This is a genomic window from Candidatus Omnitrophota bacterium, from assembly GCA_030695905.1.
In the GTDB taxonomy this organism is placed as follows: domain Bacteria; phylum Omnitrophota; class Gorgyraeia; order 2-01-FULL-45-10; family 2-01-FULL-45-10; genus CAZHPY01.
In genome coordinates this window covers 1-13,667 of record JAUYOL010000026.1, presented here as the reverse complement: position 1 = coordinate 13,667, position 13,667 = coordinate 1, and the positions used below count along the sequence as shown (strand labels likewise).

The 13,667-nt window shown below is 45.2% G+C and carries 14 protein-coding genes; all 14 read left to right on the top strand.

Annotation, left to right across the window (positions count from 1 at the left end; genetic code table 11):
- Nucleotide 1 precedes the first annotated feature (1 nt).
- The 14 genes from xerD (at nucleotide 2) to Q8R38_03860 (ending at nucleotide 13,489) form a co-directional block, all read left to right on the top strand.
- On the top strand, nucleotides 2-889 hold the full coding sequence (gene xerD, locus Q8R38_03925) for a site-specific tyrosine recombinase XerD (GenBank protein MDP3791176.1): 888 nt from the start codon (nucleotides 2-4) through the stop codon (nucleotides 887-889).
- Between the two features lie 14 nt (nucleotides 890-903).
- Entirely contained in the window at nucleotides 904-2,196 is a 1,293-nt protein-coding gene (locus Q8R38_03920) for a hypothetical protein (protein MDP3791175.1), read from the top strand.
- A 5-nt stretch (nucleotides 2,197-2,201) separates the two neighbouring features.
- The gene (rbfA, locus tag Q8R38_03915) at nucleotides 2,202-2,594 is read left to right on the top strand and encodes a 30S ribosome-binding factor RbfA (GenBank protein ID MDP3791174.1); all 393 of its coding nucleotides are present in this window, start codon (nucleotides 2,202-2,204) and stop codon (nucleotides 2,592-2,594) included.
- Nucleotides 2,560-3,534 carry a bifunctional oligoribonuclease/PAP phosphatase NrnA gene (locus tag Q8R38_03910; GenBank protein MDP3791173.1) on the top strand — a complete coding sequence of 325 codons (975 nt, stop codon included), beginning with the start codon at nucleotides 2,560-2,562 and terminating at the stop codon, nucleotides 3,532-3,534. The genes rbfA and Q8R38_03910 overlap by 35 nt, the downstream gene beginning before the upstream one ends.
- A gap of 1 nt (nucleotide 3,535) precedes the next feature.
- A complete protein-coding gene (gene truB / locus Q8R38_03905; GenBank protein ID MDP3791172.1) occupies nucleotides 3,536-4,213 on the top strand; it encodes a tRNA pseudouridine(55) synthase TruB in 678 nt (225 codons plus the stop codon).
- The gene (locus Q8R38_03900) at nucleotides 4,210-5,115 is read left to right on the top strand and encodes a bifunctional riboflavin kinase/FAD synthetase (GenBank protein ID MDP3791171.1); all 906 of its coding nucleotides are present in this window, start codon (nucleotides 4,210-4,212) and stop codon (nucleotides 5,113-5,115) included. Before truB ends, Q8R38_03900 begins: the two co-directional genes overlap by 4 nt.
- A 41-nt stretch (nucleotides 5,116-5,156) precedes the next feature.
- Nucleotides 5,157-5,426 carry a 30S ribosomal protein S15 gene (gene rpsO, locus Q8R38_03895; protein ID MDP3791170.1) on the top strand — a complete coding sequence of 90 codons (270 nt, stop codon included), beginning with the start codon at nucleotides 5,157-5,159 and terminating at the stop codon, nucleotides 5,424-5,426.
- Between the two features lie 74 nt (nucleotides 5,427-5,500).
- Nucleotides 5,501-7,633, top strand: a complete 2,133-nt coding sequence (pnp, locus tag Q8R38_03890) for a polyribonucleotide nucleotidyltransferase (protein ID MDP3791169.1) — start codon at nucleotides 5,501-5,503, stop codon at nucleotides 7,631-7,633.
- A 27-nt stretch (nucleotides 7,634-7,660) separates the two neighbouring features.
- A complete protein-coding gene (gene dut, locus Q8R38_03885; protein MDP3791168.1) occupies nucleotides 7,661-8,101 on the top strand; it encodes a dUTP diphosphatase in 441 nt (146 codons plus the stop codon).
- Between the two features lie 49 nt (nucleotides 8,102-8,150).
- Complete coding sequence (locus tag Q8R38_03880; protein MDP3791167.1) at nucleotides 8,151-10,319, top strand: DNA translocase FtsK; 2,169 nt, start codon at nucleotides 8,151-8,153, stop codon at nucleotides 10,317-10,319.
- Complete coding sequence (locus tag Q8R38_03875; protein MDP3791166.1) at nucleotides 10,309-11,127, top strand: helix-turn-helix domain-containing protein; 819 nt, start codon at nucleotides 10,309-10,311, stop codon at nucleotides 11,125-11,127. Before Q8R38_03880 ends, Q8R38_03875 begins: the two co-directional genes overlap by 11 nt.
- A gap of 7 nt (nucleotides 11,128-11,134) precedes the next feature.
- On the top strand, nucleotides 11,135-12,466 hold the full coding sequence (gene rimO / locus Q8R38_03870; GenBank protein MDP3791165.1) for a 30S ribosomal protein S12 methylthiotransferase RimO: 1,332 nt from the start codon (nucleotides 11,135-11,137) through the stop codon (nucleotides 12,464-12,466).
- Nucleotides 12,463-13,053 (top strand): CDP-diacylglycerol--glycerol-3-phosphate 3-phosphatidyltransferase, encoded by a 591-nt coding sequence (pgsA, locus tag Q8R38_03865; protein MDP3791164.1) that lies wholly within the window; start codon nucleotides 12,463-12,465, stop codon nucleotides 13,051-13,053. Before rimO ends, pgsA begins: the two co-directional genes overlap by 4 nt.
- Entirely contained in the window at nucleotides 13,037-13,489 is a 453-nt protein-coding gene (locus Q8R38_03860) for a phosphatidylglycerophosphatase A (GenBank protein MDP3791163.1), read from the top strand. Before pgsA ends, Q8R38_03860 begins: the two co-directional genes overlap by 17 nt.
- Nucleotides 13,490-13,667 lie beyond the last annotated feature (178 nt).

The following is a 13,667-nucleotide window of genomic DNA, read 5'->3' as shown; positions in this document are numbered from 1 at the left end:
TATGAAAGAACTATTAAGCGAGTTCATTAACTATTTATCGGTTGAGAGAGGCTTAAGTAAGAATACCATAGCTTCTTACAGGACCGACCTTGCTTCCTTTTCGGGTTATTTTGACTCTAAAGGGCTTAACAGCATTGAAAATATAAAGAGGGATAATATAACAAATTATCTGCTGCATTTGAAAGATAAGGGGCTGTCAGGAAATTCCGTATCGCGAGCTTTAGTCGCGATAAAGATGTTTTATAAATTTTTAGCGCAGGAACATTTTATAAAAGACAATGTAGCGGGAGTGCTCGAGTCGCCAAAATTGATACGGCCGCTTCCCAACGTGTTGAATATATCGGAGGTGGAGAGACTATTGGCCGCGCCTGATCTCAGAGACTGGATGGGCATAAGGGATAAGGCTGCGCTTGAACTTATGTACGCGACAGGTATGAGAGTCTCCGAAATGGTCGACCTTCCCACAAGCACTATTAACCTTGAGATGGGGTTTATAAAGTGCAGAGGCAAGGGCGATAAGGAGAGGATGGTGCCCATAGGCTCGCAGGCCAAGAATTCTATTTCACGTTACCTTGAAAAGGTCAGACCGTCTCTTCTAAAGGACAAAACCGATAATCATCTATTTTTAAGCAGGCTCGGCAAGAGAGTGTCAAGGCAGTCATTCTGGAAGATGATGAAAAAATACGCGAAGAAGGCGAAAATAAAGAAAGAGATAGCGCCTCATACCTTAAGGCATAGCTTCGCTACGCATTTACTCGAGCGCGGCGCTGACCTAAGGGTCGTCCAGGAGATGCTGGGCCACTCCGATATAGCGACGACGCAGATCTATACCCATATAAATAAGGAAAGGTTGAAGTCTATACATAAACAGTTCCATCCGAGGCCTTAAAAAAAGGAAGCCATATGAAAAATATGACAGAGAAGATGCAGGTGTGTTTTAGCGAGGCGACTATGATGTTATTAAGAAGGATAGGCGCTTTGAGCAAGTCTATGGGGCACAGGGTGTATCTTATCGGCGGCACAGTCAGGGACCTATTGTTATGCGTCGAAAATCTCGATATAGATATAGTGGTAGAGGGCGACGCTATAGCTTTCGGCGAAAAATTGGCGCATGACCTTCACGGAATAATAGTTTCTCATAAAAGATTTGGTACCTGTACCGTTACGACTCCGGAGTATGTTAAGATAGATTTTGCGACCGCGAGAAAAGAGACTTATGCTCTGCCCGCGGCATTGCCGACAGTCGAATTCAGTTCTTTAAGGGACGATCTTATAAGGCGTGATTTTACCGTAAACGCGATGGCGATAAGCCTGAATGACCATGAATTCGGCCAGCTGATAGATTTTTTCGACGGCACCGGGGATATTTCGCGCAAATCCATAAAGGCGCTGCATGACAAGTCCTTCATAGATGATCCGACAAGAATATTGCGCGCGATAAGGCTCGAACAAAGGCTTAAGTTTACGATAGATACGCACACAGCAAATCTTATACACAAGTCTATAGAAAAAGAGATATATAAGAGAGTCGAGGAGCCAAGACTGCGCGATGAAATAATGCTGGTCTTAAAAGAAAAAGCGCCTTTCGATGCTATTAGGAGGATGGACTCTTTCAAGGCGCTTAAGATAATACATCCGTATTTGAAGCTCAATAAGAGGCTTCATGAATTTATGCGCTCAATAGATAAAGCCTGTCAGTGGTATCAGGATAATAGCCCCAGAAAAAGATCGATAGAGAAATGGCTGGTATATCTTATGGCGTTATTCGATGATGTTAGTTATGATGGCACGCTATATTTTTGCAATAAGTTTGAGTTTAAGCGCGGAGAACGCATGAGAATAATGTCCTATAGGAAAGACGGCCGGAAGATCCTCAAGACGCTTAACTCAAAACGCAAAATTCTTCCGAGTAAAATTTATCATCTGTTAGAACCATTGTCGCATGAGGTAACATTGCTTCTTATGGCAGCTTCGGACTCGGATATAGGCAGGGGCCGGATAATGGAATTTTTTCATAAGTATAATGGCATGCGCCCATCGGTGCGAGGGGACGACATAAAAGAACTGGGAGTAAAGGCCGGGCCGCATTTTGCCAAAATAATAGAGAAGATACTGTATAGGAAGCTGGACGGGGCATTGAAGTCGAAAGATGAAGAATTGGAATATGCCAAAAAACTGGTAAAGAGGAGATTGTAAATAAGATGTCAAAACAAAGACCGGAAAGAGTGCAGGAGGCCCTGCGCCAGGAGATAAGTAAAATCGTTATAGACCAGATAAAGGATCCCAGGATAGGTTTTATTACGATAACAAAGGTTGAGGTTACAGATGACTTAAGATACGCCAAAGTATATTTCAGTGTGTTCGGAGAGAAAAAACACAAAGAGCTTGCGTTAAAAGGGCTTAATAGCGCGAAAGGATTCATCAGGGGGCAGATAGCTGATAGGGTAAAATTAAGATTAGTGCCTGACATATCATTCAGGATAGATGAATCTTTGGAGCATACAAAAGAGATATATGACCTGTTAGACAGAATTAAAAAAGAGAAGAAAGGCAATCGCAATGAAGGAAGTGATAGAAGCGATAAAGAAGAATAATAAATTCCTTATAACGGCTCACGTGAATCTCGAGGGCGATGCTTTGGGCAGCCAGCTTGCTATGAAAGAACTTCTTATCGGAATGGGCAAATCCGCGTATATCCTGGATAACGATGTCGTTCCTGAACACTACAGATTTTTACCGAAGGCCCAAGAAGTTTCCAATGACATCGGCGCAGTCAAAGATTTTGACGTTGCGGTGGTGCTCGATTGTCCAACACTCAAAAGGACGGGTAAGGTCGGCGACCTGATTAAAGAAAAGGCGAAGCTTATAATAAATGTGGATCACCATATATCTAACGAAAAATTCGGAGATATTAATTGGGTGGACCCACTTGCGAGCTCTGCGGGCGAGATGGTATTCAGATTGTACAGGGAAGCCGGTGTTAAACTTACAAAAGAGGTAGCGATTTCGCTTTATATAGCTATATTGACCGATACGGGTTCTTTTAACTACGACAATACATCGAGCGCGACGCATGAGATAGCCGGAGAGCTTTTAGGGTACGGGCTCGATCCCGCGCTCGTTTCAGAAAGTGTTTATGAGCGCAGGTCTATGGAAGACATGAGATTGCTTGCGCTTGCGCTGGGCACTCTTAGAGTCAATAAAGACGGCACAGTAGCCTATATGGAAGTCACAAAAGAGATGCTCGATAAAAGCGGCGCGGACTTGGCCAAATCGGAAGGCTTGATAAATTACGCCAGATCTATCGATAAGGTAAAGGTAGCGGTGCTTTTCAAGGAAGACCTGAAAGACAGGAGCAAAATAAATATAAGCTTCCGCTCCAAAGGCAATGGCGAGACCATCGATGTTAACAAGATAGCTTCCGCATTCGGCGGCGGCGGGCACACAAAGGCGTCCGGCTGCATCGTTATGGGCAGTCTCGAAGAGGCTAAAAAGAAAGTGCTGGCCCAAGTCGAGAAAGCGATGAGACATTAGCATGGATGGAATATTAATAGTCGATAAGCCTCAAGGCCTTACAAGTCATGACGTAGTTGATTTTATCCGCAAGAGATTCAGTATAAAAAAAGTCGGCCACGCCGGGACACTCGACCCTATGGCTACGGGGCTGCTGATAATTTTGATAGGCAATTACACCAAGCATTCAAATAGATTTCTCAACGGCGATAAAGAATATGACGCGACGATGACGCTTGGCGCGACGTCGGACACAGGTGACGCGTGGGGCAAGATTATTCCGTCCGCCGCCTTTAATAATGCCGCGGTTGAAGATATAGAAGGCGCTTTTAATAAGTTCTTAGGCCCGATAGAGCAGGCAGTGCCTTCATATTCGGCAAAAAAGTTCAAAGGAAAAAAATTATACGAGTTGGCAAGGAAGGGTATAGAGATAAAACTGGAGCCAAAAAAAATAGTCATCCATTCGTTGAAGATAACCCGGATAAATCTGCCGGAAATATCCTTCAAAGTAAATTGTTCCAAGGGAACCTACATAAGACAGCTGTGTATGGATATAGGGGCCGTATTGGGATGCGGCGCGTATATGTCGAAATTACACCGCACGGGCTCGGGCGGCATTAATATGGATGACGCAATCTCGATCGAAGAGCTTAAAGGTATTGACGCGCAGGCTCTGGGGAGCAGATTAAAGGCATTATGAAGATAAAGAATTCTGTGGTAACGGTCGGCGTATTCGACGGAGTCCATATTGGACATAAGGCTGTTATAAAACAGGTTGTTGCCCGGGCCAAAGCATCGGGGCTAAAGAGCATAGTCGTTACATTCGATCCCCACCCGATGAAAGTTTTGAACCCGAGCCATTTTGTGCCGAGCCTCATATCGTTAAAGCATAGAGTGGAGCTGATTAAAAGGCTCGGTATAGACGAAGTTATCGTAATGAAATTCAGTAATAGGATGGCCAATCTTCCCGCGCAGAGATTTATTGAGGATATTTTGATAGGAGAGCTGAACGCCAGAGAAATAATAGTGGGTGAGGACTTTTGCTTTGGCAAGGGGGCGCTGGCAGGGATAAGGATGTTAGCCGAGATAGCTTCAAAATATTCTGTCAAAACAGAGATTGTCCGCCCTGTGAAGAAAAATTCTCATGTGGTGAGCTCCACCATAATAAGACGCCTTATAATAGAAGGCGAGATCGATAAGGCCTCGTCGCTTCTTGGCAGGCCATTCTCGATACTTGGAACAGTGGTCAGCGGGACGAAATTAGCCCGCACACTTGGGTATCCTACTGCAAATCTGAACCCGCATCATGAAGCGATCCCTCCAAGCGGTGTATATGCGGTTAAGGTGGTGCATAAAGAAAAAGAGTATAAAGGGGTAGTGAATATCGGTGTCCGGCCCACTTTCTATAACCATGGCCATGACAAAGAGACCTCTATAGAGGTGCATATATTTGATTTTCATGGGAAGATATATGGCAAGGATCTCGAAGTGATATTTATCCGGAAGATAAGGGATGAAAAGAAATTTAACACAATAGATAGTTTGATTGAGCAGATAAAGAAAGACGCGTCTAAAGCAGAAAAATTACTTTACAAAGGATAATAATTGTGATACTATGTCAAAACTAATAAGAAAGGTAGAAAATGACTTTAGCAAAGATTAAGAAACAGGAGCTGATAGGCGGTTACAAGGTTCACGAAAAAGATACCGGTTCGCCTAACGTCCAAATCGCTCTTCTTACAGAGCGTATAAACTCGCTTTCCGGCCATTTTAAAGCGCACAAGAAGGATCATCATTCGAGACAGGGGCTTCTGCGCATGGTTAGTGTCCGTCGCAGGCTTCTTGAATACTTAAAGAGAAAAAGCCCTAAGGACTATCAGGATATAATAAAGAAGCTGGATCTGAGAAAGTAGTTTTTCTAGAGGTTCTCTTTATACCGTTTTACCTATGAAGACCTCCCACATAAAAACGCAAAGGATGATATAGAATGCAAAAATTCGAAAAGAGTTTAGGTAGCCAGAGTATAATTATCGAAACCGGCAGGATGGCGAAACAGGCGGACGGCGCAGTGACCGTGCAGCTTGGCGGAACCGTTGTGTTGGTCGCCGCAGTATGTTCAAAAGAAGTGAGAGAGGGGCTCGATTTTTTCCCCCTGACTTGTGAATATCAGGAAAAGACCTACGCAGCCGGCAAAATACCCGGCGGATTCTTCAAGCGTGAAGGCCGTCCTTCGGAAAAAGAGATACTTACAGCGCGTTTGATAGACAGGCCCATCAGGCCGTTGTTCGCAAAAGGTTTTATCAATGATATGCAGATAGTAGCGTGGGTTATATCCAGCGACAGTGAGAATGACTCCGATGTTCTGGCCATGCTGGGCGCGTCCGCGGCTCTTACCATATCCGATATACCATTCGCCGGCCCTATAGCAGCGGTCAGGGTAGGCAGGGTAGACGGGAAATTTGTTATCAACCCTACTTTTAAAGACCTTACGGTAAGCGATATTGACCTGGTGGTCGCGGGCAACAGGACGAGCGTGTTGATGGTAGAGTCCGGCAGCAGTGAATTACCGGAAGAGACCATTTTGGAAGCGATAAAATTCGGCCACAGCCAAATGCAGGTTCTTATAGATCTACAGGAAGAGATGGCTAAAAAGTGCGGAAAACCCAAAAGAGAGATACTTTTTCACAGAACCGATGAAGAGTTGCTTAAAAAGGTAAGAGAGGCCTCGGTTTCCAGGCTCGATGAGATAAACAGGCTCAATACAAAAGAACAACGCGAAGAGGCCATGGACAAACTTGGTAAGGACCTGGTTGAAAAATTTGCCACAGAAGATTCCGGCTACTCTGAAAAAGACGTTAAGTTCGCGTTGTATGAGGCGGAAGAAGAAGAGGTTCGAAAATTCATAATAGAGAAGAAGATGCGTGTTGACGGAAGGAAATTCGACGAGATACGCCAGATAACTTGCGAAGTAGGCGTACTGCCGCGGACTCACGGTTCGGGATTATTTACGCGCGGCCAGACGCAGAGCCTTTCAGTGACCACGTTGGGAACCAGCGCCGATGAACAGACAATAGACGCGCTTGAGGGCGAGACGCAGAAGAGTTTTATGCTTCATTATAATTTCCCGCCGTTTTCCGTAGGAGAAGTCCGGCCCATGAGAGGCCCCGGAAGACGCGAAATAGGCCATGGCGCGTTGGCTGAAAGAGCATTAAAGGCTGTAATGCCGAGCAAGGAGAAGTTCCCCTACACCGTGCGCATTGTCTCCGATATACTGGAGTCGAATGGCTCATCGAGTATGGCAACGGTATGCGCGAGCACATTATCTCTTATGGATGCCGGTGTGCCTATATCGAACCCTGTGAGCGGGATAGCGATAGGGCTCGTTAAAGAAGGTAAAAATACGATAATACTTACAGATATAGGCGGCGTAGAAGATCATTATGGCGATATGGACTTTAAGGCTGCCGGAACCAAAAATGGTGTTACCGCTGTTCAGATGGACCTTAAGGTGCAGGGTATAAGCTTTGAAGTTATAAAAGAGGCCCTGGAAGTAGCCAGAAAAGCGCGCTTGTCGATATTGGATAAGATGATGCAGGTGATAGGCCAGCCCAAAGGCGATGTCTCGGCGTTCGCGCCCAGGATAGTGGTTTTGAAGATAAACCAGGAGAAGATAGGCGCTGTAATAGGGCCGGGTGGTAAAGTAATAAAGAAGATAATCCAGGATACAGGTGCCACCGTGGATATAGAGGATGACGGGACAGTCCAGGTTGCGGGCACAGATCCTAAATCTATAGAGATGGCTGTCGCGATAATCAAAGGCATAACGGAAGAGCCCGAAGTTGGAAGGATTTATAAAGGTAAAGTAAAGAGGGTCATGAATTTCGGGGCGTTTGTAGAGATTCTTCCGGGGAAAGAAGGGTTAGTCCACGTATCCGAACTTGCTAATAAATTCGTTAAGAGCGTTGAAGATGTAGTGAAGTTAGGCGATGAGTTCGATGTAAAGCTGATGGAAATAGATGACCAGGGCAGGCTGAATTTATCCAAGAAGCAGGCAGGTCCAGACTATAAGCCGGAAGCCGATAAAGACAAAAAAGAAGACGACTCTCGCCGCAAAAAATAAGAGTTTTACTTCGTAAATTTGAACACTATAAAAATTCTTCTTAAGAAGAAGGAAGGCTGCGAAGATCTTCCTATTCCGCGATATGCGACGAGCGGATCGAGCGGGATGGATCTGGTAGCCGATGTTACCGGTGATGTTATTCTGATGCCAGGCGATATAAAGCTTATATCGGCTGGCATTTATATTAGTATGCCCGAGGGGTATGAGGCACAGGTCAGGCCTCGCAGCGGGCTTGCGCTCAAGCATGGCATAAGCCTTGTGAATACGCCGGGTACGATAGATTCGGATTATCGTGGTCTTGTAAATATCATAGTTATAAATCACGGAAAAGAACCTTTTACAATACGCCGCGGTGACAGGATAGCGCAGATGGTGATAAAAGAAGTCGTAAAGGCCGAGATAGAAGTAACCAAAGAGCTCGATGATACTGCGCGTTCTCACGGCGGGTTCGGTCATACCGGAAAATAGGGTATGGCAATTTTATTAATATATGATAACCTTATATTAGGAACCGGCTATGATAGATAAAAATAGATGGAATGAGATACAGGCGATAATACTCTTTGCTATAGCATTGCTGGTATTCATAAGCTTTGTGACATTCGATTTTTCGGACGTATCATTATTTACCTCAAAAGTAAACCACCCGATTAAAAATTTCGCGGGGCTATTCGGAGCTTATCTGGGCGCGGTCATGTTCTTCATAATGGGGTTGAGCGCCTATGTCATACCTATACTTATTATCAGTTGGGCGATCGCGAGATTTTCCGGGATCATGCCGCAGAAACTATATTTTAAAATATTCGGGACATTCTTCCTTATATTAGCGTCGAGCGCGCTATTCTCCATATGCGGCGGCGCGGAGAACAGCATGCGTTTCAGGCTGGGAGGGATCGTTGGCCTGGGATTCTCGGATTTTCTTTTAAAGTACCTGGGATTTGTAGGGTCTATCTTAGTCATAATAGTACTATTTTTATTATCAGTGTTGCTTGCCACAGAATTTTTGTTAATACCGTTTCTCTTGGCGCTTTTCAAAAGATCGAAAGACCTCGCGCTTAATATAAAGGATAGGGCTCCCGTAAGAGTTCAGCCGCAGGCTGCGCAGACAACGAGAGTCATTAAATCACAGGATCCTATCAGAGAAAAGAGAGACATAAGGACCATCCCCGGAGTAAATGTTCCGGTCAGTGTTACACGGGCTGATCCGGTAGCAACAAAGAAAGAGCCTGTAGCCGAAAAAGATAAAAATAGCACGCTTGTCGAACCCAAGCCATTTAATGTGCCGGGATTGGATCTATTGGACTCCCCGCCCCCTATCGAAGAGAGGAAGATAAAAGATGATTTTGATGCTAATTCTAAGATACTTGAAGAGACGCTTGCGGATTTTGACATTGAAGCGAAGGTAGTAGCCTTTAATCAGGGCCCGGTAATTACCAGGTACGAACTTGAGCCGGCGCCGGGCGTTAAGATACATAGGATCACCTCGTTAAATGACAATATAGCGCTCGCGATGAAAGCGCAAAGTGTGAGGATAGTGGCTCCGATACCGGGAAAAGGCACCATAGGCGTAGAAGTTCCGAATTCAGCAAGCGCTCTCGTTTATTTAAAAGAGGTGCTTGATTCAAAAGAATATAGAGATTCCAAGTCGAAGCTCAAGCTCGCGCTGGGCAAAGACATCGCCGGCGCGCCTGTAATAGCCGATCTGGCGTCGATGCCGCATCTTTTGATAGCGGGCGCGACAGGTTCGGGCAAGACTGTGTGCATAAACAGCCTTATAATATCGCTTCTATTTAATTCCTCGCCTGATGAGCTAAAGTTCATAATGATAGATCCTAAGAGGGTGGAACTTGCGGTATTTAACGATCTCCCGCACCTATTATCGCCGGTCGTTACCGAACATAAAAAAGTTGCCAGCACTCTCGACTGGGTGGTGAACGAGATGGATTCAAGATATGAGTTATTCGCGAAATCCGCTGTCAGGAATATAGCTCTTTATAATGAAAAATTCGGACAGGGTGGTGCCGCAAAACTTCCCTATATAGTAGTCATAATAGATGAACTTGCCGATCTTATGATGATCGCGCAGCAGGAAGTAGAGAGCGCTATAACAAGATTGGCACAATTATCAAGAGCGGTCGGCATCCACATAGTCCTTGCGACGCAGCGTCCGTCGGTAGATGTTATAACGGGCGTCATAAAGGCAAACTTCCCCGCGAGAATATCATTTAAAGTGGCGTCCAAGGTTGACTCGAGAACAGTCCTCGATATAAACGGAGCCGATAAGCTTTTAGGCCGCGGTGATATGCTTTTTGTAGAACCCGGAGCTTCAAGGCCGACCAGGGCGCAGTGTTCGCTGATATCCGATAAAGAGATCGAGCGCATAACCGACTATATAAAATCGCAGAGGCAGCCCGATTATATTGAGGCGATACTCGATGTGCACAAAAAACCCACGTTCAAAAAGTTTGAAAAGGACGAGCTTTACGAAGAGGCGGTGAAGATGATACTCGAGACCCGTCAGGCGTCGGTCTCGATGCTGCAGCGCAGGCTGGGCTTAGGATATGCCAGGGCCGCGAGGATTATAGATACTATGGAGGCCGAAGGCATAGTCGGACAGTTCCAGGGCTCCAAGCCCAGGGATATTCTTGTAAGCTTGGAAGAATATAGAGCTAAAAGTGGAGAATAATAAAAGGGAACCGCGGCCGGCAGCTGTATCTATAGGCAGAAGGCTCAAAGAGGCGAGGGAGAAGAAGCCTCTTACCATAGAGCAGGTGCAAAAACAGACCAAGATACACTCCACGGTCCTGATAGCGCTCGAAGAGGGCAGGGCCAGTGAAATACTTACCGACACATATGTAAGAAGCTTCCTGAAAAAATATACCCAGGTACTTAACTTACCGACAAATGAAATACTCAAAGAATATTTTCCGCCGCGCGCCGAACCGGTATCTTTAGGCGCGCCTGCCCATGAAAGTCCTTTACCGGCGGAGACGAAGATAGGCCCCAAGGCCCTTTATTTTACGGGGATAGCCATACTTAGCATAGCAGCGCTTCTTCTCGCGATCATTATCGGCGGTAAGGTGATAACGGCTTTTAACAAAGCGAAATTAACGCGGCAGCAGAAACAGGTTGCCGAGGTTGTGGCATCCAAGAAAAAAATACAAAAACCGGTAAAATCCGTACAGAAGAAAAAACCTGCCCCCAAAACAGATTCGGAATCAAAGGATATTATTCCGAAATCGACCCCGCTAAGCCTGGTGATAAAAGTAAGGGAGCCCGTGCTCGTTAAGCTTACAAAAGACGGTATCCTGATATTTTCGAGAGTTATGTCAAAAGGCCTTGTCGAGACCATAACAGCCAACAATTCCATCGAGCTTGATATAGGGAAAGTCCAGGCGTTGGAACTTATCCTAAACGGCCGGCAGATAGCGCTGCCCACAAAGAAAAACATATCCGGCCTTATTATTACGCGAAAAGGCGTGAAATTAAAATAACTGATTGATGATAAAAGTAGGTATCGTAAGCCTTGGATGTCCGCGAAACCTGGTTGATTCTGAGATAATACTCGGCTCTTTGAAAAAAGAGGGCTTTTATTTATCGGATGAGGTCGGCTCCGGCGTCGATGTATTCATAATCAATACCTGCTCTTTTGTGAAGAGCGCGCGGGAAGAGTCCATAGACACTATTCTGGAAGCGGCGCAGCTTAAGAAAGAAGGCAAGATAAAATATCTTGTCGTCGCAGGGTGTCTGCCGCAGGCCCACGGGAAAAAATTGCTGAAGAGCCTGCCGGAGGTAGATTCGCTGGTGGGAACGAGCGACTTTGCCAAGATAGGAAGCATAGTAAGATCGATGGTCGCCGGAAGGGCCCGATCGATAATTTCCAAAACCCCCGATTATCTTTACGATGAAAAATCTCCGCGTTTTACCCTGACGCCCCGCCACTTTGCGTATGTCAAAATATCCGAAGGGTGCGATAACCTGTGCAGCTACTGTATAATATCGCGCCTACGCGGGCGTTTTAGGAGCAGAACAATAGAGTCAGTGATAAAAGAGGTAAAAGATATATCCGCGCCGGGAAGATTGAAAGAGATAGATATAATAGGGCAAGATACGACGCTTTTCGGGGCGGACATGTATGGTAAGAGTAAATTCCCGCGGCTTTTGAAAGATATGGCCGCTTTGAAAAATAGCGTCGAATGGATGCGTATATTGTATACGCATCCGGCGCATTATACGGATGAATTTATACAAACAGTGCGCGACGAGCCAAAAATATGTAAATATTTAGATCTGCCCATTCAACATATAAGCGATAAGATATTAAAAAAGATGAACAGGCGCGTGACAAAAAAGGAAGTTGTGGGGCTGATAGAAAATATCAGGAAGAATATACCGGGCATAGCTTTGAGGACGTCGGTAATAGTGGGATTTCCGGGCGAGACGGAAAAAGATTTTATGGAGCTGTTGGAATTTTTGAAAGCGACGCGCTTTGAAAAATTAGGGGCGTTTATATATTCGAGGGAAGATCTCTCTCCCGCCGCGAAATTTAAAGGGCAGGTCCCCGAAGAGGTTAAAAAAGAGAGGTTCGACCGGATAATGAAGGCCCAGCAGGATGTCTCCGCGGAGGTCAATAGGTCATTTATTGGTAAGAGGTTAAAAGTTTTAATAGACGAAGAGCTTGAAGGCGGTAGATATTTCGGCAGGACGGAATATGACGCGCCTGAAGTTGATGGCGGCGTATATGTAAGCGGAAAAGGTTTAATGATAGGGAATTTTTACGAAGTGAAGATAGTCGATACTTTGGAATACGATCTGGTGGGGCAGGTAACATGAACTTGCCTAATAAGCTGACCATATTAAGGATTGCGTTGGTCGGCGTATTTATGCTATTTCTATTTTTGCACGGCGTGTGGGCGAAGACACTCGCGCTGATAACATTTTTAACGGCCTCGCTTACGGATTTTCTCGATGGATATATAGCCAAGAAGAACAATATGGTAACAAGCTTCGGCAAGCTGATGGATCCCATAGCCGACAAGATACTGGTGCTGGCCGCGTTCCTGGCTTTCGTAGAGATGGAACTTGTCCCGGCGTGGATGATCGTTATAATAATATTCAGGGAGGCGGTAGTTACCGGGCTGCGTATAACCGCGCTCACGCAAGGCAAGGTACTGGCAGCCGAAGATGGCGGTAAGCAGAAGATGGTATCGCAGGTATTTTCAATAATAGCCATTCTTTTATTCATCATATTCAGGGAAGCGGGGATAAAGGTTTTCGGATTCTGGAGCGATTCCACGGAAATGGTTTACAAAGACGCGATATTCATATTGATGCTTATCACAACGTTCTTGACATTGATAAGCGGAATGTCGTATCTTATAAAGAATAAGGGGGTGTATTTTAATGCGAAGAGTAGTTAAAATCACCACGAGTTTCTTTTACCTTGGACACTCGCCGTTTATGCCCGGTACAATGGGCAGCCTTGCCGGGCTACTCATCTATTTTGTAGTCAAAGATAAATTCCCCATATATGCTTTTTCTATTTTATTCCTGTTTATGCTCGGTATAATCTTCTCAACCGAAGCGGAAAGGGTGTACAAAAGAAAAGACGCGCAGATGATAGTAATAGATGAGGCATGCGGCATGATGTTGTCACTGTTTTTAGTGCCTTATAACATATGGATAATGGTCTTTGGGTTTATCCTTTTCAGGACATTTGATATTTTAAAACCGCCCCCCGCCAAAGCAATAGAGAAGTTCTCCGGAGCTTTTGGAATCATGTTTGATGATATAATAGCCGCTATATACACAAATTTTATTCTGCAAATTGTCTGCCGCGCATTCCACATACAATAACCATATTTACCCACCGGGTGGGTAAATATGGTTACTTTGTCCAATCTCCCCGTCGAGGGCACTAGACTAAAGACACCACGGCCATAGCAAAAAGACAATTTTTTCGCGAAGAGCCTAATATTTTATCTCTATGACATTCTGCCGTTCACGTATATCAAAGAACGCGTGCCCCGGGCGC